This is a genomic window from Streptomyces sp. DH41, from assembly GCF_029813785.1.
In the GTDB taxonomy this organism is placed as follows: Bacteria; Actinomycetota; Actinomycetes; order Streptomycetales; family Streptomycetaceae; genus Streptomyces.
This window is the reverse complement of the sequence record NZ_JARVKY010000033.1, coordinates 40,130-63,768: the sequence shown is the minus strand read 5'-3', so window position 1 is coordinate 63,768 and position 23,639 is coordinate 40,130. Positions and strand designations below refer to the sequence as shown.

Below are 23,639 nucleotides of genomic sequence, written 5' to 3'. Positions count from 1 at the left end.
TCTCTTTTCGATCACTAACTCTCGTATAGTGATCGCCAGTTGCGCGCCGTGTGACGGCTTCGTGCTCACACGCGCCCCGAAGGACGACACGAGGGCCGCTCCGGCGGCCTGGCGAGGACCCGATTGATGACCGCGCCCGCCCGCCCCGGCGACCGACCCGTTCCCCGCCTCCTCGGGGCCGTGGCCCTGCCCTGCGCGGTGGTGTCGGCGCTCGTGGTCGGCGGTGCCGTCGCCGCGGCGCCGTCCTCGGTACGTGTGCCGCTCGGCCTGGGCGCGAGCGCCGCGGCGATCCTGCTCTGCGCCGCCGTGACGGTGGCCGTGCACGCCGTGCGCCGGGAACGGGCCACCCGCCGTCTGCTGGACGCCGCCCGTGCGGACGCGGCCGGGCTAGCTCAGGACCGGGCGCGGCTCGCGGAGCGGACGAAACAGGAACTGGAACGCGTACGCGCGCAGGCCGAGCGCGAACGGGCCCTTCTCGTGACCGGGTTCGACGGTGAGCGGGAGCGACTCGGGGACGGGTTCGAGCGGGAGAGGGTACGTCTCGTCGAACAGCGGGCCCAGGAGGTCGCGCGGCTCACCGAGGAGACCACCCGGCTGCGATCGCGGCTGGAGCGGGCGAACAGCGGGCGTGCGGCCGCCGTCTCCGCGACCGCCAACGCGGCCGGCCGGATGCAGGCGCTGGCCACCGGAATGCTCGCCGACCTGCGCGCCATGGAGGAACGGCACAGCGACGAGGACGTCCTCGCCGACCTGCTCCACCTCGACCACCGCACCGCGCAGGCGGGCCGGCTCGCCGACTCGGTCGCCGTCCTCACGGGCGCCCGCTCGGGACGCCGTTGGGCACGGCCCATCGGCATGGAGTCCATCCTGCGTGGCGCCATGGGACGTATCGCCGGCTACCAGCGGGTGCGCGTGCACTCGGCCAGCGACACCGCCGTCGCCGGGCACGCCGCCGAGGGCGTCATGCACGCCCTGGCCGAACTCCTCGACAACGCCGCGAACTTCTCCCCGCCGACCGCCGAGGTCCATGTGTACGTCGAGGAGGTACCGGCCGGCGTCATCGTGTCCGTGGAGGACAGCGGACTGGTGATGGGCGAGGTGCAGCTGCGCCGGGCCCAGCAGGCGGTGTCCGGCGAGTCCGCCGGGCTCGGCGGTCTGACCGGCACCCGGCTGGGCCTCGCCGTGGTGGGCCGGCTGTCGGCCAAGTACGGGCTGAAGGTGTCCTTCCGGCCGTCCGCGCGCGGCGGCACGGGCGTGCTGATGCTCGTACCCCAGGACATCCTGAGCGGGCCGGCCGCCTCCACCGGTCCGGCCGCCGGTCCGTCGGAGGCGGCCGGGCCGCTGCCCGCGGCGCCGGCCGGCCCGCCGGCCACCCCGGCACCGTCCGCCGACCTGCCGCGTACCCACGCGGAAGCCGCCGTCGGGGCCGGGCCCGCACCCGCCGACACGGACTCCGAACCGCTGCCCGCCCATGAGTCGGCGGACCGCGGAGCGGACACGTCGGCCGGTGCCCCCGCGCCCGACGAACCGGACACGGGGCTGCCCAAGCGGCGCCGCGGCCGCACCCTCGCCGCGGCCGAACGTGCCCGGGCCACCGCCCGGTCCGCCGAGCCGCGCGCCACGCCGGCCGCCGACGACGCGAAGGTACGCGCGGCCCGCTTCAGCAGCTTCCGCCAGGCCGTACGGGCCACCGGTACCGCCGCCCGGGCGGACGGTGCCCCGCAGGCGGACCCCGCCGCGTCCGCACCGGCCGAGACGGCCCCCGACCACCCGTCCCACTCGCACGCGCACCCGGAAGGCGACACCACTTCATGACCGGCTCCACCACCGCCGACGAGAAGCTCACCTGGCTCATCGAGGGCCTCCTGGAGCGCACGCCGGGTGCGCGGCACGCGCTCGTCCTCTCCCGTGACGGACTCAAGCTGTGCCGCACCCCGGAGCTCTCCGTCGACCAGGCCGACCAACTGGCCGCGATCGCGGCCGGCATCCAGTCGCTGTCCCACGGCGCGTCCGTGGAGTTCGGCGACGGCAGCGGCGGGGTGCGCTCGGCCATGACCGAGTTCTACGGCGGGATCCTGTTCATCGTGGAGGCCGGTGAGGGCGCGCACCTCGCCGTGGTCACGTCCGAGGACGCGGACGCGGGGCTGGTCGGGCACAACATGAGCGAGCTCATCGAGCAGCTCGGCGAGCACCTCACGGCGCGGCCCCGTACGTCATGAGCCGCCCCGGCAGGGACGACGCCCCCGACCGCCTGTACACCGTCACCCAGGGACGCAGCCGGTCGGGCCCCGACAACCCCTTCGACCTGGTCACCCTCGTCGTCGCCGAGTGCGAGCCGAGGCCCGGCATGCAGTCGGAGCACACGGCGATCCTCAGGATGACCGAGGCGCCCACGGCCGTGGTGGAGATCGCCGCCGAACTGCGGCTTCCGGTGAGCATCACCAAGATCCTGCTCTCCGACCTCCACGCGGCAGGCCGGGTGAGCGCACGCCACCCGTACACGGCGGCCGTTCCCGATCCCGACATCCTGGAGCAGGTGCTCGTTGGACTCCGCAATCTCTGACGCCCGTACCCCAGCACGCGTCCCGCTGGGCGCGTCCGCCGACAACGGCCTGAAGATCGTGGTCGTGGGCGGGTTCGGCGTCGGCAAGACGACCATGGTCCGCTCGGTCAGCGAGATACGCCCCCTCAACACCGAGGAGACGATGACGCAGGCCGGCGAGGCGGTCGACGACATCAGCGAGGTGCGCGGCAAGACCGCGACGACCGTGGCCTTCGACTTCGGCCGCATCAGCCTCGACGCGCGCAACGTGCTGTACCTGTTCGGCGCGCCCGGCCAGGAGCGGTTCTGGTTCCTGTGGGACCGGCTGTTCTCCGGCACCCTCGGCGCGGTGGTCCTGGTGGACACCCGGCGCATCGACGACTCCTGGTACGCCATCGACCGCCTGGAGCACCACGGCACGCCGTTCATCGTCGCCTGCAACGACTTCGGCGGTCCGGGGCATCCGCCCGAGGCCGTACGCGAGGCCCTCGACCTGGATCCGCGGGTGCCGCTGGTCTCCTGCGACGCCCGGTCCCGCGAGTCCAGCAAGCAGGTGCTGATCGCGCTCGTGGAGCACCTCCAGGCCCACTACGCCGGCCACGCGGCCCGGCACCGACAGGAGTTCGTGTGAGCACCGACGCCACCGACGTCACGGACGCCGTACCGCTCAGCGGCCCCCGCTTCCAGACCGAACCCGCCCTGCTGTACCGGCAGATGCGGCGCGAGCACGGCGCCGTCACCCCCGTGCTGCTGGACGGGGACGTCCCGGCCTGGCTGGTGCTCGGCTACCGGGAACTGCACCAGGTGACCGGCGACCCGGCGCTGTTCAGCCGGGACTCCGGTCTGTGGAACCAGTGGGAGAACATCCCCGACGACTGGCCGCTGCTGCCGATGATCGGCCGGGCGCAGCCGTCGATCCTCTACACGGTCGGCGAACGGCACCGCGAACGCGCCGCCATGATCAGCGACGCGCTGGAGGCGGTCGACCCGCACGTCCTGCGCGGCCACGCCGAGCGGTTCGCGGACGAACTCGTCGACCGGCTCTGCGCCAGGGGCGAGGCCGACCTCGTCGGCGACTACGCCATGCTGCTGCCGGTGCGGGTCCTGGCCCGCCTCTACGGCTTCTCCGACGAGCAGGGTCCGGCTCTCGTCACCGCCCTCAACGACATGATCGACGGCCGGGAGCGGGCCATCGCCGGCCAGACGCACCTCGGCACGTCCATGGCAGCGCTCCTCGCCGACCGGAAGGCGGCGCCCGCCGACGACGTCGCCTCCCGGATGCTGGCCGACGCCAGCGGCTTCACCGAGGAGGAGGTCGCCCAGGACCTGATGGTGATGCTGGCCGCGGGCCACCAGCCGACGGCGGACTGGATCGGCAACTCGCTGCGCCTGATGCTGACCGACGACCGTTTCGCCGCCTCGCTCTTCGGTGGCCGCAACAGTGTCGCCGAGGCCATGAACGAGGTGCTGTGGGAGGACACGCCCACGCAGAACGTGGCCGGCCGCTGGGCCTCGCGCGACACCCGGCTCGGCGGGCGCCACGTCCGCGCCGGCGACCTGGTGCTGCTCGGGCTGCAGGGCGCCAACTCCGACCCGCAGGTCCGCACCGACGGCTCCGCGCTCACCGGCGGCAACAACGCGCACTTCTCCTTCGGCCACGGCGAGCACCGCTGCCCCTTCCCGGCGCAGGAGGTCGCCGAGGTCATCGCGCGCACCGGCATCGAGGTCGTCCTCGACCGGCTGCCGGACATCGACCTGGCCGTACCCGCCGGGTCCCTCACCCGTCGGCCCTCGCCCTGGCTGCGGGGGCTGACCGAGTTGCCCGTGCGGTTCACCCCGACCACTGCCCTGGGAGGCACGTCAGCATGACGACCGGTACCGAAGAAGCCCGGATCCCGCTGGACCCGTTCGTCACCGACCTGGACGGCGAGAGCGCCCGGCTGCGCGCGGCCGGACCGCTCGCCGCCGTGGAGCTGCCGGGCGGTGTGCCCGTGTGGGCGGTCACCCACCACGCGGAGGCCAAGGCCCTCCTCACGGACCCCCGCCTGGTCAAGGACATCAACGTGTGGGGGGCCTGGCAGCGCGGCGAGATCCCCGCCGACTGGCCGCTGATCGGGCTGGCCAACCCCGGCCGCTCGATGCTCACCGTGGACGGCGCCGAGCACCGCCGGCTGCGCACGCTGGTGGCGCAGGCGCTCACGGTGCGCCGGGTGGAGCACATGCGGGGGCGGATCACCGAGCTCACCGACCGGCTCCTCGACGAGCTGCCCGCGGACGGCGGCGTCGTCGACCTCAAGGCGGCCTTCGCCTACCCGCTGCCGATGTACGTCATCGCCGACCTGATGGGCATCGAGGAGGCACGGCTGCCTCGGCTGAAGGTGCTGTTCGAGAAGTTCTTCTCGACGCAGACGCCGCCCGAGGAGGTCGTCGCCACCCTCACCGAGCTGGCCGGGATCATGGCCGACACGGTCGCCGCGAAGCGCGCCGACCCGGGCGACGACCTGACCAGCGCGCTGATCCAGGCGTCCGAGAACGGCGACCACCTCACCGACGCGGAGATCGTCTCCACGCTCCAGCTGATGGTGGCCGCCGGTCACGAGACCACCATCTCGCTCATCGTGAACTCCGTGGTCAACCTGGCCGCGCATCCCGAGCAGCGGGCCCTGGTGCTCTCCGGGGAGGCGGACTGGTCCGCGGTGATCGAGGAGACGCTGCGCTACTCGACCCCGACCTCGCACGTCCTGATCCGCTTCGCGACCGAGGACGTCAAGGTCGGCGACAAGGTGATACCCGCCGGGGACGCGCTGATCGTGTCGTACGGCGCGCTGGGCCGGGACGAGCAGGCGCACGGCCCGACGGCGGACGGGTTCGACATCACCCGCACCTCGACCAGCCGGCACATCTCCTTCGGCCACGGCCCGCACGTGTGCCCGGGCGCCGCTCTGTCCCGGCTGGAGGCCGGCGTGGCGCTCCCCGCGCTCTACGCCCGCTTCCCGCGCCTGGACCTGGCGGTGCCGACGTCGGACCTGCGCAACAAGCCGGTGGTCACGCAGAACGACCTGTTCGAGCTGCCGGTCAGGCTGGCGTAGCGGCGTCCGGCCGGGACGGGGCCGTCACCCGCGGGGCGTTTGCTCCCCGCCCTGCGGGTAACTCCGGCATTCCGGACGCCGACCCCCGGGAGTCGCCATGTGGAAGCGCACGAACTGGAAGGGCCGTCGGACCACGAAGCCGGTCCCCGTGGAGCTGTGCGACCTGTGCGCCAGGGTCTTCCCCGAGAACGAGTCCGTCAGCGGTTACGTGCCGGACTCCTCCGCGGCGGACCCCACCCACCCCTGGGCCGACGGGCTGCGGCTCATCACCGCGTGCTGCGACGACCACTTCGACGTGGTCAAGGCGGGCTACGCGCACCGGCCCTTCGTGGAGGAGGAGCTGTGGGCGGCGAAGCTCACCCGGACCCTGACCGCGGGTCCGCCGGCCCTCTCCATGGAGCAGCTCGGCTGCCGGACGGGCCTCCAGGAGCCGCAGATACGTGCCGCCATCGCCTGGCACAACGAACGCATGCGTGAGCAGCAGCGCACGGACCCCTGATCCCTGCCGCCTGGGACCGGGCCGAGCCCGGTCGCCCGACGGCTCGGGGGCCCCGGCCGCCGGGGCGCCCGGTGGCCGTGCCCCGGGACGAGGTCAGGACGGGCGTGTTCCGTGGACACGGTAGGGCTCCGCGTCGGCCCACCTGACCTCAAGGCCGAGTCCCGGCCGGCCCGTGTCGGGGCGCAGGGCGCCTCCGTCGGGTGCCGGAACACCGTCGAACAGCAGTCGCTCGACGCGCACGTGGTCGTGGAAGTACTCCAGGTGCCGCAGCCGGCGCACGGCGCAGAAGGCGTGGGCGGAGACCGCCGGGGCGCAGTGCGCGGAGAGGTCGAGGTGGTGGGCCGCGGACAGGCCGGCGACCTCCAGCACGCCGGTGATGCCGCCGCACCGGGTGACGTCGGCCTGGAGGCAGTCCACGGCGGGTCCGTCCACGAGGTCGGCGAAGTCCTGGGCGGTGAAGGCGTACTCCCCCGCGGTGATCTCCAGACGGGCCGGCCCCCGGGCGCGGAGCATCCGCAGTCCCTCCAGGTCCGCTGAACTCACGGGCTCCTCGAACCAGCGCACGTCCCACTCGTCGTGGAACCTGTGCGCCCAGTACAGGGCCTCCTTGCGGCCCAGCGCCCCGTTGGCGTCGGTGAACAGCTCCGGCTCGTCCCCGACCGCGCGGCGCACGGCGGTCAGGCGCCGGGCGTCGGCCTCCGGTTCCCGTGAGGTCTTCAGCTTCACGCGGGGGATGCCCTGCTCCACCCATCCGGTGAGCTGGTCGGCGAGGCGGTTCGGGGAGTAGTTGGTGAAGCCGCCGCTGCCGTAGACCGGTACCCGGTCGTGGTGGGCCGGCAGGAGGTGGACCAGCGGAAGCCCCAGCAGCCTCGCCTTGAGGTCCCACAGGGCCACGTCGACGGCGGACAGCGCCATGGCGCCGGCCCCGGGGCGGCCGGCGTTGCGCATCCGCTCCCCCATCCGCTCCCACGAGGCGGGCGGCGAGGAGACCGGCCCGCCCTCGATCACCGGTGCCAGTACGGAACTCACGCAGGACGCCACCGAGACGTCCCCGTAGGTGTAGCCGAGGCCGCTCCTGCCACCGGCGTGCACCCGCACGAGCACCAGGGTCGTGGAGTCCCACTCCAGGGTGCCGTCCTGTTCCCGGCCGTCGGGGCCGTCGGTGGGGACCTCGAAGGCGTGCACGTCGACGGCGTCGACCACGTACTCGTCCAGCGCCGTCGCGTCGAAGCCGGAGGCCGGCGTCATCGCGTTCTCCCTCGGGTCGTCCCGTGAGCGGTCAGTGCGCGCCGCCCTCCAGCATGATCACCGTCTTGATGTCGTCGGCGCTCCGCTCGAACGCCCGTGTCGCCCGTTCCAGCGGTTCGCGGCGGGTGAGGAGCCGGTGGAGCCAGTCCCGGTCGGCTCGTGCCAGGGCGTCGGCGGCCTGCCGGAAGTGGCGCAGGTTGGCGTTGACGGAACCCACGACGACGTCGTTCTCCAGCACGATGTCGCGGTTCACCGTGCCCGCGTCGACGGTCAGGCTCCGCCCGGCGGTCGAGACCCCGGTGAGGCAGACGATGCCGTACGCCGCCGTTCCGCGGATCGCGTCGAACACCACCCGGGCGGCACCGGTGGCCTCGACCACGACGTCCGGGCGTACGGCGGCGCACACGTCGTCGGCCGCACCGCTGTGGTACGTCGCCCCCAGGGCCCGCACGAGGTCCGGTTTGGGCCCGTCCGTGACCCGGTCCAGGACGTGCACGTCGAGGCCCCGCTGCCGGCCGAGGAGCGCGGCGAGGAGGCCGATGGGGCCGGCGCCGGTCACCAGTACGCTGCGGGGCTCGAACCAGGCCCTGGCGCCCACCCTCTCGATCTGCTCCCACGCCTTGGCGACGACACTGGCCGGCTCCATGAGCACGCCCGCGAGGCCCAGCCCCGCGTCGATCCGCACGGCGTAGCCGGTCTCCAGGCGCCACAGTTCGGCGCCGTACCCGTCGAGTTCCCTGATGCCGCGTTCGCGGTAGCGGCCGTTGCGGCACATGTCGAACTCTCCGTGCGCGCAGGCTCCGCAGGGCTCCGGGTCGGGGCGCCGCACCACGCCGGCCACCAGGTCACCGACGGCGAATCCGCTGCCGGGCGGCGCCTCGGCGACGCGCCCGAGGGACTCGTGGCCGAGGACGAGCCGGTCGCGGCCCGGCGCCGCCCTGCCGTACTCGCCCGAGGCGATCTCCCGGTCCGTGCCGCACACGCCCAGCGCCACCCCGCGGACCAGGAGTTCACCGGCGGCCGGCTCGGGGTCCGCGACCTCCTCCACCCCGAGCGAGCCTGGCCGGCCGGGACGGACGGTCAGTGCGCGCATGGTGCTCATCCTCTCGGCTCGCCCTCCCGGAGCCGGTTCCCCGCATCGCCCGGCCCATGCGGAGGCCGTCCGGAGGGGGCGGGCGGCGGCCGTCCGGGGGTGCGGGCGACCGTCCGGGTGCGCACGACCGCCGTCCGGGTGCGCGCGGCGGCCGTCCGGGTGGTGCCACGTTTGTCCGGCCCGTCGGCGGGTCACACAGTTCCGCGTCCGCGAGCCATCGAAGGGACCGCCCGAGGAGCACCCCGTGAACCGCTTCCGGCAGCCGTTCCACCGTGTGTGGGACCGGTTGGCCGCGTCCTCCCTCGTCCGGCGCGGCCGGGACCTGGAGCTGATGCACCGGGCCATGGGGTTCGCCACGCTCGCCCTGGTGACGCTGGCCCCGCTGCTGATCGTGGTGGCCGCCTTCGACCCCCTGGGACGTGGCGGTTTCGGGTCCTGGCTGGCGGACGGCATGGGGCTGTCCGGCCGCTCCGCCCGGGTGCTGACCGGCATCATCACTCCGCCGACCAAGATCGTCGGCACCACGAGTGTGTGGGGCGGTATCGCGCTCGCCGTGTTCGGTGTGTCCTTCGCGGCGAGCGTGCAGAACGGCTACGAGCGGATCTGGGAGCTGCCCTCCGGCCCGTGGCACCGCGTCTGGCGCCAGATGACCTGGGTGGTCGCGCTGACCGCGTACCTCTACCAGGAGGTGCAGACGCGGACGGCTGTGCACGGGTCGGTGCGGATCGTGCTGTCCACGGCGACGGGCGTGCTGTTCTTCTGGTGGGGCCAGCATTTCCTGCTGGGCAGCCAGGTCCGCTGGCGGGACCTCCTGCCGGGCGCGATCGCGACCATGGTGGGCCTGATCGGCCTGCGCGGATTCTCGTTCCTCGTCTTCACGCCCCTCATCCTCGACAACGCGATCAGTTACGGCACGGTCGGCATCGTGCTGGTGGTGGAGTCCTGGCTGATCGGGGTCGGGTTCGTGGTCTTCGGCGGCGCGATGGTCGGCCACTGGTTCTGCGAGCACCACTGGTGGACACGCACCATCGACCGTGAATGACCCGTCCGCCGCCGTCACAGCGGCGCGTGCGGTGCGGGGCACGATCCGGCGCTGTGACGATCACCACCGGGCCGGCGGCCCCGGGCGGCGGCCCTCGTCCGTTCCGGGGACTTTGTCCGCGGCCTTTGGCGGGGACGCCTTGGTCCACTTCACCGGGAGCGCCGGCGCACGCCGTCGGCCAGTGCCGCGGCGGCCGTTCCGGTCACGGCGGCGGCCAGCGCGAGCGGGCGGCGGTGGCGGGAGAGCCAGAACTGGAGGCTGCGCGCGTGGGACTCGTCGTCGAAGACACCGTGCGCGCCGTAGTCGGCCGGTGCGGTGTCGTCCGGGGGCTCGTAGAGGTTGACCGGGCGGGACGGGTCGACGGGCTCGTCCGTCTGCTGCCCGTCGTAGCCGGTCCGGGCCAGATAGCGGTCCAGCAGGCTCGGGGCGAGCTTCTGCCCGAGCAGGGTGGCGACGGTGGATCCGCCGACCCAGTACTCGCGCCGCCCGGGATGGTCGGCGGCGTACAGGACCGCCTCGGCGGCGACCTCGGGCTGGTAGACGGGAGCCACCGGGCGCGGATGCCTGGGCAGCCGGCTGAGGACCCAGCTGAACTGGGGCGTGTTGAGCCCGGGCATCTGGACCATGGTCACCCGCACCCCGCTGCGGTCGTGCAGCAGCTCGCAGCGCAGGGACTCGGTGAAACCCTGGATGGCGTGCTTGGCCCCGCAGTACACCGCCTGGAGCGGGACGCTGCGCCGGGCGAGGGCCGATCCCACCTGGACGATGGTGCCGCGATCGCGCGGCGTCATGTGCCGCAGGGCGGCCTGGGTGCCGTGGACGAAGCCGAAGTAGGTCACCTCGGTGGCCCGTTTCAGCTCCTCGGGCCTGACCTCCGGCACGGGCGCGAAGACGGTCGCGAACGCCGCGTTCACCCAGACGTCGATCGGGCCGAGCTCCGCCTCGGTCCGGGCGGCCGCCGCGTCGACGGCCTCCGGGTCGCAGACGTCCACCACCAGGGGCAGCGCGCGTCCGCCGGCCTCCCGGACCTCCTCGGCCGCCTGCCTCAGGGCGTACTCGCCGCGCGCGATCAGGGCCACGGAACTCCCGCGGGCGCCGAAGGCCCGGGCGACGGCCCGGCCGACGCCTCCGGTCGCCCCGGTGACGACCACGACTTCGGTGCCGCCCGCCCGGCGGTGCCGCCCGCCTCGCCGGGCCCCTCGTACGCCCCTCACTTCTTGCCCCGGCCGGGGAGGTGTCCGGCGTACTCGGTGAGTTTCCGGCGTACGCCCTTGGCGGCGATCCCGGTGAGCTCCGGGTCGTGCAGCGCGGCCTTGACGGCCTTCTTGCCCTGCTCCCTCATGATGTGCGGCGGGATCGGCGCGATCTCCGCGTCGACCTTGAACTCCAGGACCACCGGCCGGTCGGGATACGCGAACCGGACGCAGCACCCCACCTCGCCGGTGAACTCGGCGTGGGCGCAGGCCATGAACGCGGCCATCTCCTCGTGCCGGGCCTGGATGAACTCCGGGTCTCCGTCGGCCCGGTCGAAGGCGCCGAGGAGGCCGTTGACGCCGTCGCCCGGATAGCCGTACACCCGCTGGACGCCCCACTCGGACAGGCGCTGGAGCACATGGTCGGCGACTTCGGTCATGGAGCTCTCCTGGGCGTGGGGGACGGACGACTGCCGGCTTGTGGAGTTGCCTTCCCCGGCAGGCCGTAAACCGGGCGGTACCCATCCGTTCAGACAGGAATCACCGCGGTCGTCACGCTGAGTGAACGAGGGCGGGCCTTCCGCAGGACACACCTGTGGCTACGGCCGACCCGCCCTGGACCGTGGCTCCGGCCCCACCCCTGCCCCCTACTCCGGTGGTCCCGCCGTACTCGCCCGGGTCACCAGCCGGGTCGGCACGAGCGTCGTGCCGCGCTCCGGGCCGTTCTGGCGCATCTTGCGCAGCACGGCCGCCACGCAGAGCCGCCCGACCTCGGCGAAGTCCTGGTGGACGGTGGTCAGCGGGGGCAGGAAGGAGCCCGCCTCGGGGATGTCGTCGAAGCCGATGACGCTGACGTCCTCGGGAACGCGCCGGCCGTGTTCGTGCAGGGCGCGCATCAGGCCCAGGGCCATCTGGTCGTTGGCCGCGAAGACGGCCGTGCACTCCTTACGGGCGGCGAGTTCCAGGCCGGCCCGGTAGCCGGACTCCGCCGACCAGTCACCCCGGGTGAGGGGCGGCGGGGTGCGGCCGGCCTCGGCCAGCGTCCGCCGCCAGGCGTCGGTGCGGCGCTGGGCGGCGAAGGAGCCCTCGGGCCCGCCGAGGTGCCACACCGTGTCGTGCCCGAGGTCCAGCAGATGGCGGACGGCCGCGCGGGTGCCGCCGGCCTGGTCGGTGTCGACGACCGTGTAGTGGTCGCCGGCGTCGGAGTCGACCACGACCACCTGTACGTGGGGTGGCAGTCTGAGGGACGCCGCGTCCAGCAGGTGGACCTCCATGATGACGATCACCGCGTCGACGGCGAGTTCCTCCAGCCGGGAGAACGCGCCCCGCACCTCGTCCTGGGTCGGGACGGCGACCGGCAGCAGCGTCACCGCGTACCCCTCGCTCGCCGCGGAGGTGGCGATGGCCTCCAGGGTGCGTACGTTGCCCGTGGTGGCCAGCGAGAAGGTGATGACGCCGATGGTGCGGAACTCACCGCGCTTCAGCGCCCGGGCCGCGCTGTTCGGCCGGTAGCCCAGTTCCTTCATGGCCGCCAGCACCTGGTGCCGGGTCTCCTCGGTCACGCCGGCGTAGCCGTTGGAGACGCGGGAGACGGTCTGCGAGGAGACCCCCGCGAGCCGGGCCACGTCCGCCATGGACGCCGTCGGCACCCGGCCGCTGCGGCGGCGCCGCGTCCCCGCGTCCCGCGCGTCCGCGACTTCCTCAGCGGTGTCCACTGCCGTTCGCCACCTCTCCACAACTGTCCTGGCCCCGGCTCCGGAAGGACCCTTGACCGTCGTCCTCGGGGCAGTGTAGACATGCCGCCATCGAATGTTTACGTAAACATAACAGCCCCCTCGATCAGCGGAACTCCCCTTCCGCGCTGCTCGATGTTTACGCAAACACGCCGAGGCTCCAGGACTCTCAGGACGTGGACGAGCCGGACATGGACGAGCAGGACGTGGACGAGCGAGGAACGACATGACGACGCTGCAACCCCCGGTCGCCGCCGAACCGCGGCCCGCCCCACCGCCGGCGAGGCGGGAGCGCCGCTCCTGGACGGGGTGGGGCTTCCTCGGTCCCTTCGTGGCCGTCTTCGCCCTGGTGTTCCTCGCGCCGATCGCGTACTCGGTCTATCTCAGTCTCTTCCGCGACCAGCTCATCGGCGGGACGACCTTCGTCGGCCTGGACAACTACAGCCAGGCGCTCGGGGACGAACGGTTCTGGGCCTCGCTCGGCCGGGTCTCGCTCTTCCTCGCCGTGCAGGTGCCGATCATGCTCGGCATCGCGCTGCTGGTGGCGCTGGCGCTGGACAGCGGACGCCTCTACGGCCGGGACTTCTTCCGCGTCTCGATCTTCCTGCCGTACGCCGTGCCCGCGGTGGTGGCCACCCTGATGTGGGGCTTCATGTACGGCACCCGCTTCGGCCTGCTCGGCGACATCAACAGCGCGCTGGGCGTGTCCCTGCCCGACCCGCTCTCCCCCGACCTGGTGCTGGCCTCCATCGGCAACATCGTGACCTGGGAGTTCGTCGGCTACAACATGCTGATCTTCTACTCGGCGCTGCGCGTCGTACCGAACTCGCTGTACGAGGCGGCCCAGATCGACGGCGCGGGCCAGATCCGCGTGATCACGGCCATCAAGCTCCCCGCCATCCGCGGTGCCCTGGTGATCGCGACGATCTTCTCGATCATCGGCAGCTTCCAGCTCTTCAACGAGCCGAGCATCCTGCAGCCGCTGGCCCCCAACGCCATCACGACCGACTACACGCCGAACTACTACACGTACTCGCTGTCCTTCAACGGCCAGCAGCACAACTACTCCGCGACGGTCGCCATCGTCATGGGGCTGATCACCATGGTCATCGCCTACGTCGTCCAGCTGCGCGGCATGCGCAAGGGAGTGTGAGCAGCGTTGACCAGTCCTGTCGTCACCGCCTCCGACCGTTCCGCGACCGCCCCGTCCAACACCACGGGGCCGGTGCCCCGGCTGCGTACCTCCCGGCGCCGGCACTCACCCGGCAAGCCCCGGCGCAGCGTGCTGCTGACCGTACTCACCGGGCTGGTGCTGCTGTACAGCCTGGTGCCGCTGATCTGGCTGGTCATCAGCGCGACCAAGACGCAGGAGGGGCTGTCCCGTTCCTTCGGCCTGTGGTTCGACGGCGACTTCGCCCTGTGGGACAACATCGGTCAGACCTTCACCTACGACGACGGCGTCTTCACCCGCTGGCTGCTGAACACCCTGCTGTACGTGGGACTGGGCGCGGGCGGTGCCACCTTCCTGGCCGTCCTCGGCGGCTACGCGCTCGCCAAGTTCGACTTCCCCGGCCGCCGTGCCGTCTTCGCCGTCGTCATCGGCGCGGTGGCCGTGCCGGGTACGGCGCTGGCGGTGCCCACCTTCCTGATGTTCAGCGAGATGGGACTCACCAACACCCCCTGGGCGGTGATCGTCCCGTCCCTGATCTCGCCGTTCGGCCTGTACCTGATGTGGGTGTTCGCCACCGACGCCATCCCGACCGAGCTGATGGAGGCAGCCCGCATCGACGGCGCCGGCGAGGTGCGCACCTTCTTCCAGGTCGCCCTGCCGCTGCTGGCGCCCGGCGTCGTCACCGTCCTGCTCTTCACCATGGTCGCGACCTGGAACAACTTCTTCCTGCCGCTGGTCATGCTCAAGGACCCCGACTGGTATCCGCTGACCCTCGGCCTGAACAGCTGGAACGCCCAGGCCGCGACCGCCGGCGGCGAGGCCGTCTTCAACCTGGTCGTCACCGGTTCGCTCATCACCATCCTGCCGCTGATCGCCGCGTTCCTGCTGCTCCAGAAGTACTGGCGGTCCGGACTCGCCGCCGGAAGCGTCAAGGAGTAGTGCCGAACCCGGACACCCCCGAACAGCCCGCCCCGCTCCCCCGACGTCCCTCCGACCCTCAACGGTGCCGGTTCCGGCCACGAAGAAGTGGAAGCAATCCCATGCCCAAGCACTCGCGCCGCCTCCTGCGCGGCATCGGCCTCGTCTGCGCCCTCGCCCTGGGGACGACCGCCTGCGGCGACTCCGACGACGGGGGATCGAGCCAGAAGGCGGTCTCCGAGGCGGACATCCAGGCGGCCCTCGAGAAGGGCGGCACCGTCACCGTCTGGGCATGGGAGCCCACGCTGAAGCAGGTGGCCGCCGACTTCGAGAAGGAACATCCCGGCGTCGAGGTGGACCTCGTCAACGCGGGCACCAACAACGACCAGTACACCGCGCTGCAGAACGCCATCTCGGCGAAGAAGGGCGTCCCGGACGTCGCCCAGATCGAGTACTACGCGATGGGTCAGTACGCCCTGACCGAGCAGCTCACCGACCTCAAGGCCTTCGGCGCCGACAAGCTCTCCGCCAAGTTCTCCCCGGGCCCGTGGAACGGTGTGAAGGCCGGCTCGGACGGCGTCTACGCGCTGCCCATGGACTCCGGTCCGATGGCGCTGTTCTACAACAAGAAGGTCTTCGACAAGTACGGCATCGAGGTGCCCACCACCTGGGCCGAGTACCTGGACGCCGCGCGCGACCTGCGCAAGGCCGACCCGAAGGCCTACATCACCGCAGACACCGGCGACGCCGGGTTCGCCACCAGCATGCTCTGGCAGGCCGGTTCGCGTCCCTACACGGTGAACGGCACCAAGGTGAAGGTCGACTTCTCCGACGAGGGCGCCAGGACGTTCACCGCCACCTGGCAGAAGCTCATCGACGAGAAGCTGCTCGCCCCCGCCACCAACTGGACCGACGAGTGGTACAAGGGCCTCGGCGACGGCACCATCGCCACCCTCGCCACCGGCGCCTGGATGCCCGCCAACCTCGCCTCCGGCGTGAAGGACGCCGCCGGTGACTGGCGCGTCGCCCCGCTGCCGCAGTGGACGGCGGGCGGCAAGGCCAGCGCGGAGAACGGCGGCAGCGCGCTCGCGCTGCCGGAACTCGGCAAGAACGAGGCGTTGGCGTACGCCTTCGTCGAGTACGCGAACGCGGGCGACGGCGTGCGGACCCGCCTGGACAGCGGCGCCTTCCCGGCGACCACCGCGGATCTGGAGTCCACGGAGTTCCAGGACACCGCGTTCCCCTACTTCGGCGGCCAGAAGGCCAACAAGATCTTCGCCGAGTCGGCCGCGAACGTCGCCGACGACTGGTCGTACCTGCCCTACCAGGTGTACGCGAACTCGGTCTTCAACGACACCGTCGGCAAGGCCTACGTCTCCGGCACCACCCTGGCCGAGGGCCTGAAGTCCTGGCAGGAGGCGTCCGTCAAGTACGGCACCGAGCAGGGCTTCACCGTCGAGAAGTAGCCGTCGGGCAGCAGTACCGGCAGCACACGACGCGGCGGCCCGCGGGGCGGCGGCGCGACTCACCGACCGCCGCTCCCGACCGCACGCACCCCACCGGAAGGACCGCCATGATCTCCACCCTTCTGTCCCGCCTGCGGCGCGGGCCGGACGGTGCCCCCGCCCCCCGTCTCGCCTTCGGCGCCGACTACAACCCCGAGCAGTGGCCCCGGGAGGTGTGGGAGGAGGACGTACGGCTGATGGGCGAGGCCGGCGTCAACGTCGTGTCGCTGGCCATCTTCTCCTGGGCCCGCGTCCAGCCCGGCGCGGACACCTGGGACTTCGCCTGGCTCGACGAGGTCATGGACCTGCTGTACGAGAACGGCGTCGGTGTCGACCTGGCCACCGCCACCGCCTCCCCGCCGCCCTGGCTGACCACCGCGCACCCGGAGATCCTCCCGGTCACCGACCGTGGCGAGACCCTGTCGCCGGGCGCGCGCCAGCACTGGCGCCCGACCTCGCCCGTCTTCCGCGAGCACGCCCTGCGCCTGGTCAGGGAGATGGCGACCCGCTACGCCGACCACCCGGCCCTGGTCGCCTGGCACGTCAACAACGAGCTGGGCTGCCACAACGTCTACGACTACTCCGACGACGCGGCCCGCGCCTTCCGCGACTGGCTGCGCGCCCGGTACACCACGCTGGACGCCCTCAACCACGCCTGGGGTACGGCGTTCTGGTCGCAGCGCTACAGCGACTGGGAGCAGATCCTGCCGCCGCGGCTGGCCGCCTCGCACCCGAATCCGACCCAGCAGCTGGACTTCAAGCGGTTCTCGTCGGACGCGCTCAAGGACCACCTGCGCGCGGAGCGCGCGGTCCTGCGCGAGGTCACGCCCGACGTACCCGTCACCACCAACTTCATGGTGATGCCCGGCACCAAGGGCATGAACTACGCGGACTGGGCGGACGAGGTGGACTTCGTCGCCAACGACCACTACGTCGTGCCGAGCCCCCAGGCCCGCGACGAGCTGTCGTTCTCGGCGAACCTCACCAGCGGCATCGCCGGCGGCCGCCCCTGGTTCCTGATGGAGCACTCCACGAGTGCCGTGAACTGGCAGCCCGTGAATCTGGCCAAGCGGCCGGGTGAGATGGCCCGGGACTCGCTGACGCACGTGGCGCACGGCGCCGACGCGGTCTGCTTCTTCCAGTGGCGCCAGTCGGCGGCCGGCGCCGAGAAGTACCACTCGGCGATGGTCCCGCACGCCGGCGCCGACAGCGACCTGTTCCGCGCGGTCACCGCGCTCGGCGACACCCTGAAGACGCTGGCACCGGTGGCCGGGAGCGAGCGGGAGCCCGCCGGGGTCGGCATCCTCTTCGACTGGGAGTCGTGGTGGGCGAGCGAGCAGGACTCGCACCCGACCTCGCTGCTCGACTACCACCAGGAGGCGCTCGACTGGTACTCGGCGCTGCTCTCCCTCGGTATCCGCGCCGACGTCGTCACCAGCGCAGCCGACCTGAGCCGGCACCGGGTGCTGATCGCGCCCGTGCTGCACCTGGTCCCGGCCGAGCTCGCCAAGGTCCTCACCCGGTACACCGAGCAGGGCGGGCACCTGGTCACCACGTACTTCTCCGGTGTCGTCGACGAGAACGACCACGTCTGGCTCGGCGGCTACCCGGGCGCCCTGCGGGACCTGCTCGGCATCCGCGTCGAGGAGTTCGGCCCGCTGCCCGCCGGACAGCGTGTGGAGCTGGACGACGCGAGTACGGGTGGCCTGTGGACCGACCACATCACCGTCACCGCACCCGGGACGGAGGTCCTGGCCCGCTACCGCACCGGTGCGTACGCGGACCGTCCGGCCGTCACCCGGCGTCCGACGGGCGACGGTTCGGCCGCCTACGTCTCGACCCGGCTCGGCGCGGACGGGCTCGCCTCGCTGCTGCCGCGGCTGCTGGAGCCGGCCGGCGTGGTGAGTGAGCTTCCCGCCGCGGTACGTGGATCGGTCGAGACCACCGTGCGCCGCGGTCCCGGCGGCCGGTTCCTGTTCCTGGTCAACCGGACCGACGAGACGGTGACCGTCCCGGGCGTCACCGGAGAGGTCCTGGTGGGCGGCAGCGACGCGGACGGCGCGGTCGTCCTCGCGCCCCGGGGCGTCGCCGTCCTGCGCACACCCACCGACTGAGCCATCCCGGCAGCACACTCACGACTCCCCGGAGCGGCACGCACGCTCCGGGGCCACCCCCTTCCGCCCGGACCGGGCGAAGGGGCCACCGCAGCGACCACATCTTTCAGTTGGGAGCACACGATGGCACGCCGTACCCGCAGCAGACGCCTCCTCACAGGCGCCGTCCTGACCGCCCTGGCCACGGGGGCCGCTCTGCTCGGCGTCCCCGCGCAGGCCGGACCGGCCACGGCGGCCGCCGCCTCCGTCACCGTACGGCCGGACCCGTCGTACCAGCAGGAGGAGTTCAAGGGCTGGGGCACCAGCCTGGTCTGGTTCGCCAACGCCACCGGCGACTACCCGCCCGAGATCCGCGAGAAGCTGGCCCGGCTCCTCTTCGGCGACGACGGCCTGGGGCTGAACATCGCGCGCTACAACATCGGCGGCGGCAACGCACCGGACGTCAAGGACTACCTGCGTGCCGGCGGCGCGGTCGAGGGCTGGTGGCGGGCCCCCGCGGGCACCACCCGCGAGGACACCGACTGGTGGAGCGCCGACGACCCGGCCGACTGGAACGAGGACGCCGACGCCACCCAGCGCTGGTGGGTCGAGCGCATCAAGGACGACATCGACCACTGGGAGACGTTCAGCAACTCCCCGCCCTGGTTCATGACCGTCAGCGGCTATGTCTCCGGCGGCTTCGACTCCTCCGCCGACCAGTTGAGGTCCGAGTCGGTCGAGGACTTCGCCGCCTACGTGGCGGGTGCGACGAAGCGGCTGGAAAGGGCCGAGGGCATCAAGGTCGACACCGTCGACCCGTTCAACGAGCCCAACACCCCCTACTGGGGAACACGACTGGGCGCGGACGGCGAACCCGTCGGCGGCCGGCAGGAAGGGGCCCACATGGGTCCCGAACTCCAGCGCGAGGTCCTGCGGGCCCTGGCCCCCGCGCTGAGGAAGGCGAAGGTCAAGGCGGACATCTCGGCGATGGACGAGACCAACCCCGGTACCTTCGCGACGAACTGGAACGCCTACTCCCGGGCCGACCGCTACCTCGTCGACCAGATGAACGTCCACACCTACGGCACCGGGCAGCGCACCACCGTGCGGGACCTGTCCAAGGCCGCGGACAAACCGCTGTGGATGAGCGAGGTCGGCGGCGACTGGGGCGACGGACAGGACTTCGAGGACATGCGGCCCGGCCTCGGCCTCGCCCAGCAGATCGTCGACGACCTGCGCGAACTGGAGCCCCGCGCCTGGGTGTTCTGGCAGCCCGTCGAGGATTACGACAACATGAAGCCCGGCGGCGAGTCCGCCGAGGGCGGCAACTGGGGCAGCATCCAGCTCCCGTTCGACTGCACCGCCGAGGACACCCTCGAGACGTGCCCGATCCGGACCAACACCAAGTTCGACACCGCCCGCAACTTCACCCACTTCATCCAGCCCGGCGACCGGCTGATCGGCACGGACGACACCTCCAGCGCCGCCGCCGTCACCCGTGACGGCAAGGGCGCCTCGCTCGTCCACGTCAACCGCACCACCGCGCCCCGCACGGTCACGATCGACCTCTCGAAGTTCCGCGACGTACGCCGGAGCGCCACCGTCACCCCGGTCGTAACCGACGCCGACGGCAAGCTCGAACGGCAGGCCCCGATCAGGGTGAGTGACCGCGCGGCCACCTTCACCGTGCCCGCCGAGTCCGTGACCTCCTTCGAGATCAAGGGCGTCCACGGCGTCGCGAGGGACGCCGCTCCGCTGCGCAAGGGCCACACCTACACGCTGACCGGCGTGCAGAGCGGCAAGGCCGTCACCGTCGCGGCCGGCGGTGCGAGCCTGGTCCTCGGCAGCGAGGCCGGCGCCAGTGCCCAGCGCTGGCGGCTCAGCGCGGTGCGCCACGACAGCGGCGTACGCGACCGCTACGTCTTCACCGATCCCGCCGGTGGCACGCGGCTGGCCGTACGCGACGACGTCCCGGTGGCCGAGCCCGACACCGGCAAGCGCGACAAGGCCGCCGAGTGGCTCATGTCGACCACCGGTGACGGCACCTGGACGCTGGTCAACGCGGCAACCGGGCGCCTGCTCGAAGTAGGCGGCCAGGCGACGCACGAGGGCGCGGCGGTCACGACGTGGCCGCCCAACTCCGGCTCCAACCAGCGCTGGACGGTGACGGACGTGTCCGCCGCGAGCACCGGCTGACGGCCGCCACGGCATCCACGGGTCGCGCCCGCACCGCACCGGCCCCGGGGCGGTGCGGGCCGGCCCCCCACACGCGTTGGCTGAAGGAGGCCATATGACGACCGACCCGCGCGAGACCGAGGTCCGCCGCAGGATGGCGGCGCGGGAGCTCTACTCGGACGGCGCGCCGGGCCTGGAGGGCCTGGCGGAGGAACGGCTGCGGGGCAAGGAGCTGGCCGACGCCTACAACCGGACCGGAGCCCGGGACGAGGAGGGCCGCCGGACGATCCTGAAGGAGATGTTCGCCTCACTGGGCACCGGGGTGTGGATCGAGCCTCCGCTGCACGTGGCCTACGGCAACCGTGTGCACCTGGGCGACGACGTGTACGCCAACTTCGGCCTCACCCTCGTCGACGACGTCGAGGTCTTCGTCGGGGACCGGGTGATGTTCGCCCCGCACGTGACCGTCAGCACCACCGGACACCCCGTCCACCCGGAGCTGCGCGGGGACGGTACGCAGTTCTCGGCGCCGGTGCGCGTCGAGGACGACGTGTGGATCGGGGCCGGCGCGCTGATCATGCCGGGGGTCACCATCGGCCGGGGCTCGGTGGTCGGCGCGGGCAGCGTGGTGACGGCGCACGTGCCGCCCATGGTGGTCGTCGCCGGGACTCCGGCGCGGATCGTACGCGAGATCACCGACGCCGACCGGGAGTGGACCTACCGCCCGCCCGGCACCCTGCGCCCGGATGCCGGGTGACCCTCGCGGAACGACCGGCAACTCCCTTATGTCGCCCGGTACATGGCACGGTCCGCAGGACAGTACGATGATCGGAAATTGCGGCGGAGCGTCACCTCCCGGAGCACGGAGCCTGCCATGACGACGGACCATTCCCAGCCTCCCCACATCGACACCGGCCGGGCCCACCCGGCACGTGTCTACGACTGGCTGCTGGGCGGCAAGGACAACTACCCCGTCGACGAGGCGGTGGGCGAGACGCTGCCGCCCCAGGCGCGGGACGCGGCGCGGCAGAACCGCGCGTTCATGAACCGTGCGGTGGCGTCTCTCGCCGCTCGGGGCATCGACCAGTTCCTGGACATCGGCACCGGTATCCCGACCGAGCCCAACCTCCACCGGATCGTCCAGCGGACGGTACCGGCGGCCAGGGTCGTCTACGCGGACAACGATCCGATCGTCCTGCGCCACGCGGAGGCCCTGCTGGTCAGCAGTCCCGAGGGGGCCACGGACTACATCCAGGCCGATGTCCGGGAGCCGGACGGGATCGTGCGGCACGCCCGGGAGATCCTGGACTTCGACCGGCCGATCGCCCTGTCGCTGATCGCCCTGATGCACTTCGTCACGGACGAGCAGGACGCCCACGGCATCGTCCGCCACCTGGTCGGGGCTCTCCCGTCGGGCAGCCACCTGGTCCTCTCGCACGCCGCGATCGACCTCTTCCCGGAGCTGGCCGAGCAGGTGATCGCCCAGTACGCCAAGGGCGGCATCCGGCTCGGCTTCCGCACCCGGGACGAGGTCGCGCGCTTCTTCGAGGGACTGGAGCCGATGCCGCCCGGCCTGGTCACGGCCACCGAGTGGTACGGCGCGGACCAGGAGCCGCCCGCGCCCGAGGAGAGCGGTATCTACGCGGGCGTGGCGCGTATCCCCTGACCGGGAGGGGCCCGGGGGCGGCGGCTCAGCGGCGGCGTCCGCGCGACGCCCAGCCACTGCCGATGCCGGCTACGTGCAGGGCCAGCAGGGCGAGGCCGATGAGCATGACGTTGGTGGAGGTGAAGATGTCGTTGGTCGAGATCTCCGCCGCGTTGATCAGCCAGGCGATGAGGAACAGGACCGCCGCGATGATGGCGAGCACGGTGTACATCCCTTCGGATCGGGGGCACCGGACCGGTGCCGTGTCACGCGTATGCCCCCGACGGGGTGCGTGACACGGCGGAAGACACCGCGCGCTTCGTACAGTGGAGGGACGGGACCGTCCGCGGCGCGTCGAAGCCGATTCCGGTCCGCCGCGCACTCTCGTACCGGAGCCCTCATGCACGACCCGTCCACCGCACCAGACGACGGCTCCGGCACCCTCTTCGGCCTCGACGCCCTGGCGCCCGGGCCGCCGGCCCCGCGGCCGGTCGCCGGACCGCTCTTCCGGGACTCCGCCGCCGCCCGCCGTCTGCTGCCGGTGCGGGAGATCCACGCCGAGCCGGCGGCGGCCGCCTCCGAGCGCGGCCGGCAGGTGATCGCCCGGTTCCCCGAGGCCCGCGTCGTCGAGGTGGACTCCCACTGGCGCATCCCCGGCCTGCACGGCAACGAGGGCAACGTCGATCGCTGGGTGCGCGTCAAGGGCGAGACGCTCGTCCTCGGTGAGCGGAAGACGCTGACCATCCGCCCCAACGGCCGGTCCGCGGACTGGATCGCCCGCGGCGCCTCCAACGGCTGCGCCATGGCGTGCGCCTACTGCTACGTGCCGCGCCGCAAGGGATACGCCAATCCGGTCACCGTCTTCACCAACATGGACCGGATCATCGCCCACCTGGGCCGGCACATCGCCCGGCAGGGGCCCAAGCCCGAACCCAACCAGTGCGACCCCAAGGCCTGGGTCTACGACGTCGGCGAGAACGGCGACTGCTCGGTGGACGCCCTGATCTGCGACAACACCGCGGACCTGGTACACGCCTTTCGCCAGTGGCCGACGGCCAAGGCCTCCTTCGCCACCAAGTTCGTCAACCCCGACCTGCTCGCCCTCGACCCGCGCGGCCGGACCCGGATCCGCTTCTCCGTGATGCCGCCGGACGACTCCCGGCTGCTGGACGTACGCACCTCCCCGGTCGCCGAGCGCGTCGCCGCGGCCGCCGACTTCCTGGACGCCGGTTACGAGGTCCACTTCAACCTCTCCCCCGTGGTGGTGCGGCCGGGCTGGGAGGAGGCCTGGGCGGAGCTGCTGCGGCACCTCGACGACGTCCTGCCGGACCGGGTCAAGCGGCAGGCCGCCGCCGAGGTGATCATGCTGACCCACAACCGGGACCTGCACGAGGTGAACCTGGGCTGGCACCCGCGCGCCGAGGAGGTGCTGTGGCGGCCGGAGCTCCAGCAGGCCAAGCGCTCGGAGAACGGCGCGCTGAACGCGCGCTACCGCAACGCCGTCAAGGCCGCGGCGGTCGAGCGGCTCCGTGGGCTCGTCGCCGCCCACGCACCCTGGCTGCGTATCCGGTACGCCTTCTGAGGCCTCGCACCGCCGCCCGAGCTCCGTGTCCCCTCGGGCGGCGGGTAAGGCGGACCTAACGCCAGATAATGTGCCAGGTACAACCATCCGCCGGAAGCCCGCACTTCCGAC

At 72.3% G+C, this 23,639-nt stretch carries 21 protein-coding genes and 1 pseudogene; 16 read left to right on the top strand and 6 right to left on the bottom strand.

Annotated features, from left to right (window positions below; translation table 11 throughout):
* Window positions 1-126 precede the first annotated feature (126 nt).
* From QC283_RS35500 to QC283_RS35470, 7 genes are all read left to right on the top strand, one after another.
* Complete coding sequence (locus QC283_RS35500; RefSeq protein WP_279565899.1) at window positions 127-1,815, top strand: ATP-binding protein; 1,689 nt, start codon at window positions 127-129, stop codon at window positions 1,813-1,815.
* Window positions 1,812-2,219 (top strand): roadblock/LC7 domain-containing protein, encoded by a 408-nt coding sequence (locus QC283_RS35495; RefSeq protein ID WP_279565898.1) that lies wholly within the window; start codon window positions 1,812-1,814, stop codon window positions 2,217-2,219. The genes QC283_RS35500 and QC283_RS35495 overlap by 4 nt, the downstream gene beginning before the upstream one ends.
* Window positions 2,216-2,563, top strand: a complete 348-nt coding sequence (locus QC283_RS35490; protein WP_279565897.1) for a DUF742 domain-containing protein — start codon at window positions 2,216-2,218, stop codon at window positions 2,561-2,563. The genes QC283_RS35495 and QC283_RS35490 overlap by 4 nt, the downstream gene beginning before the upstream one ends.
* Entirely contained in the window at window positions 2,544-3,173 is a 630-nt protein-coding gene (locus QC283_RS35485; protein ID WP_279565896.1) for a GTP-binding protein, read from the top strand. Before QC283_RS35490 ends, QC283_RS35485 begins: the two co-directional genes overlap by 20 nt.
* The gene (locus QC283_RS35480; protein ID WP_279565895.1) at window positions 3,170-4,411 is read left to right on the top strand and encodes a cytochrome P450; all 1,242 of its coding nucleotides are present in this window, start codon (window positions 3,170-3,172) and stop codon (window positions 4,409-4,411) included. The genes QC283_RS35485 and QC283_RS35480 overlap by 4 nt, the downstream gene beginning before the upstream one ends.
* A complete protein-coding gene (locus tag QC283_RS35475) occupies window positions 4,408-5,631 on the top strand; it encodes a cytochrome P450 family protein (protein WP_279565894.1) in 1,224 nt (407 codons plus the stop codon). The genes QC283_RS35480 and QC283_RS35475 overlap by 4 nt, the downstream gene beginning before the upstream one ends.
* Before the next feature lie 97 nt (window positions 5,632-5,728).
* Entirely contained in the window at window positions 5,729-6,130 is a 402-nt protein-coding gene (locus tag QC283_RS35470; RefSeq protein WP_279565893.1) for a hypothetical protein, read from the top strand.
* Between the two features lie 93 nt (window positions 6,131-6,223).
* On the opposite strand, the gene QC283_RS35465 is transcribed toward QC283_RS35470, so the two are convergent.
* Window positions 6,224-7,378, bottom strand: a complete 1,155-nt coding sequence (locus QC283_RS35465) for an enolase C-terminal domain-like protein (RefSeq protein WP_279565892.1) — start codon at window positions 7,376-7,378, stop codon at window positions 6,224-6,226.
* A gap of 31 nt (window positions 7,379-7,409) precedes the next feature.
* Window positions 7,410-8,471: a glucose 1-dehydrogenase gene (locus tag QC283_RS35460; RefSeq protein WP_279565891.1), complete on the bottom strand. Its 1,062-nt coding sequence runs from the start codon at window positions 8,469-8,471 to the stop codon at window positions 7,410-7,412.
* Window positions 8,472-8,715: 244 nt separating this feature from the next.
* Here QC283_RS35460 and QC283_RS35455 point away from each other — a divergent pair, with 244 nt between their 5' ends.
* Window positions 8,716-9,513, top strand: a complete 798-nt coding sequence (locus QC283_RS35455) for a ribonuclease BN (RefSeq protein ID WP_279565890.1) — start codon at window positions 8,716-8,718, stop codon at window positions 9,511-9,513.
* A 149-nt stretch (window positions 9,514-9,662) separates the two neighbouring features.
* Here QC283_RS35455 and QC283_RS35450 read toward each other — a convergent pair whose 3' ends face one another.
* The 3 genes and pseudogenes from QC283_RS35450 to QC283_RS35440 form a co-directional block, all read right to left on the bottom strand.
* Complete coding sequence (locus tag QC283_RS35450) at window positions 9,663-10,727, bottom strand: SDR family oxidoreductase (protein WP_279565889.1); 1,065 nt, start codon at window positions 10,725-10,727, stop codon at window positions 9,663-9,665.
* A gap of 149 nt (window positions 10,728-10,876) precedes the next feature.
* Window positions 10,877-11,146: pseudogene (locus tag QC283_RS35445) on the bottom strand (thiamine pyrophosphate-binding protein); the annotation flags it as partial.
* A 207-nt stretch (window positions 11,147-11,353) separates the two neighbouring features.
* Entirely contained in the window at window positions 11,354-12,340 is a 987-nt protein-coding gene (locus tag QC283_RS35440; RefSeq protein WP_336620684.1) for a LacI family DNA-binding transcriptional regulator, read from the bottom strand.
* 325 nt (window positions 12,341-12,665) lie between these two features.
* On the opposite strand from QC283_RS35440, the gene QC283_RS35435 reads away from it, so the two are divergent.
* The 7 genes from QC283_RS35435 (at window position 12,666) to QC283_RS35405 (ending at window position 21,967) form a co-directional block, all read left to right on the top strand.
* Complete coding sequence (locus tag QC283_RS35435) at window positions 12,666-13,592, top strand: carbohydrate ABC transporter permease (RefSeq protein WP_279565887.1); 927 nt, start codon at window positions 12,666-12,668, stop codon at window positions 13,590-13,592.
* A gap of 6 nt (window positions 13,593-13,598) precedes the next feature.
* Window positions 13,599-14,549, top strand: coding sequence for a carbohydrate ABC transporter permease (locus QC283_RS35430; protein WP_279565886.1), 951 nt, complete (start codon window positions 13,599-13,601; stop codon window positions 14,547-14,549).
* 101 nt (window positions 14,550-14,650) lie between these two features.
* Entirely contained in the window at window positions 14,651-15,994 is a 1,344-nt protein-coding gene (locus tag QC283_RS35425; RefSeq protein ID WP_279565885.1) for an ABC transporter substrate-binding protein, read from the top strand.
* 107 nt (window positions 15,995-16,101) lie between these two features.
* Window positions 16,102-18,147, top strand: coding sequence for a beta-galactosidase (locus QC283_RS35420; RefSeq protein ID WP_279565884.1), 2,046 nt, complete (start codon window positions 16,102-16,104; stop codon window positions 18,145-18,147).
* A gap of 123 nt (window positions 18,148-18,270) precedes the next feature.
* Window positions 18,271-20,322, top strand: a complete 2,052-nt coding sequence (locus QC283_RS35415) for a glycoside hydrolase (protein WP_279565883.1) — start codon at window positions 18,271-18,273, stop codon at window positions 20,320-20,322.
* Window positions 20,323-20,416: 94 nt separating this feature from the next.
* On the top strand, window positions 20,417-21,058 hold the full coding sequence (locus QC283_RS35410) for a sugar O-acetyltransferase (RefSeq protein ID WP_279565882.1): 642 nt from the start codon (window positions 20,417-20,419) through the stop codon (window positions 21,056-21,058).
* Window positions 21,059-21,175: 117 nt separating this feature from the next.
* Window positions 21,176-21,967: an SAM-dependent methyltransferase gene (locus QC283_RS35405; protein ID WP_279565881.1), complete on the top strand. Its 792-nt coding sequence runs from the start codon at window positions 21,176-21,178 to the stop codon at window positions 21,965-21,967.
* A 25-nt stretch (window positions 21,968-21,992) separates the two neighbouring features.
* Here QC283_RS35405 and QC283_RS35400 read toward each other — a convergent pair whose 3' ends face one another.
* Window positions 21,993-22,178: a hypothetical protein gene (locus QC283_RS35400; RefSeq protein WP_279565880.1), complete on the bottom strand. Its 186-nt coding sequence runs from the start codon at window positions 22,176-22,178 to the stop codon at window positions 21,993-21,995.
* 168 nt (window positions 22,179-22,346) lie between these two features.
* Between QC283_RS35400 and QC283_RS35395 the strand changes: the two genes are divergently transcribed.
* Window positions 22,347-23,528, top strand: coding sequence for a spore photoproduct lyase family protein (locus QC283_RS35395; protein ID WP_279565879.1), 1,182 nt, complete (start codon window positions 22,347-22,349; stop codon window positions 23,526-23,528).
* The last annotated feature ends 111 nt before the right edge of the window (window positions 23,529-23,639 follow it).

Excerpts from the sequence above, each read along its gene's own strand:
- QC283_RS35400 (WP_279565880.1), bottom strand. The coding sequence starts at position 22,178 with ATGTACACCGTGCTCGCCATCATCGCGGCGGTCCTGTTCCTCATCGCC.
- QC283_RS35490 (WP_279565897.1), top strand. The coding sequence starts at position 2,216 with ATGAGCCGCCCCGGCAGGGACGACGCCCCCGACCGCCTGTACACCGTC.
- QC283_RS35475 (WP_279565894.1), top strand. The coding sequence starts at position 4,408 with ATGACGACCGGTACCGAAGAAGCCCGGATCCCGCTGGACCCGTTCGTC.
- QC283_RS35405 (WP_279565881.1), top strand. The coding sequence starts at position 21,176 with ATGACGACGGACCATTCCCAGCCTCCCCACATCGACACCGGCCGGGCC.
- QC283_RS35465 (WP_279565892.1), bottom strand. The coding sequence starts at position 7,378 with ATGACGCCGGCCTCCGGCTTCGACGCGACGGCGCTGGACGAGTACGTG.
- QC283_RS35420 (WP_279565884.1), top strand. The coding sequence starts at position 16,102 with ATGATCTCCACCCTTCTGTCCCGCCTGCGGCGCGGGCCGGACGGTGCC.
- QC283_RS35395 (WP_279565879.1), top strand. The coding sequence starts at position 22,347 with ATGCACGACCCGTCCACCGCACCAGACGACGGCTCCGGCACCCTCTTC.
- QC283_RS35460 (WP_279565891.1), bottom strand. The coding sequence starts at position 8,471 with ATGCGCGCACTGACCGTCCGTCCCGGCCGGCCAGGCTCGCTCGGGGTG.
- QC283_RS35410 (WP_279565882.1), top strand. The coding sequence starts at position 20,417 with ATGACGACCGACCCGCGCGAGACCGAGGTCCGCCGCAGGATGGCGGCG.
- QC283_RS35500 (WP_279565899.1), top strand. The coding sequence starts at position 127 with ATGACCGCGCCCGCCCGCCCCGGCGACCGACCCGTTCCCCGCCTCCTC.
- QC283_RS35495 (WP_279565898.1), top strand. The coding sequence starts at position 1,812 with ATGACCGGCTCCACCACCGCCGACGAGAAGCTCACCTGGCTCATCGAG.
- QC283_RS35440 (WP_336620684.1), bottom strand. The coding sequence starts at position 12,340 with ATGGCGGACGTGGCCCGGCTCGCGGGGGTCTCCTCGCAGACCGTCTCC.
- QC283_RS35415 (WP_279565883.1), top strand. The coding sequence starts at position 18,271 with ATGGCACGCCGTACCCGCAGCAGACGCCTCCTCACAGGCGCCGTCCTG.
- QC283_RS35435 (WP_279565887.1), top strand. The coding sequence starts at position 12,666 with ATGACGACGCTGCAACCCCCGGTCGCCGCCGAACCGCGGCCCGCCCCA.
- QC283_RS35470 (WP_279565893.1), top strand. The coding sequence starts at position 5,729 with ATGTGGAAGCGCACGAACTGGAAGGGCCGTCGGACCACGAAGCCGGTC.
- QC283_RS35425 (WP_279565885.1), top strand. The coding sequence starts at position 14,651 with ATGCCCAAGCACTCGCGCCGCCTCCTGCGCGGCATCGGCCTCGTCTGC.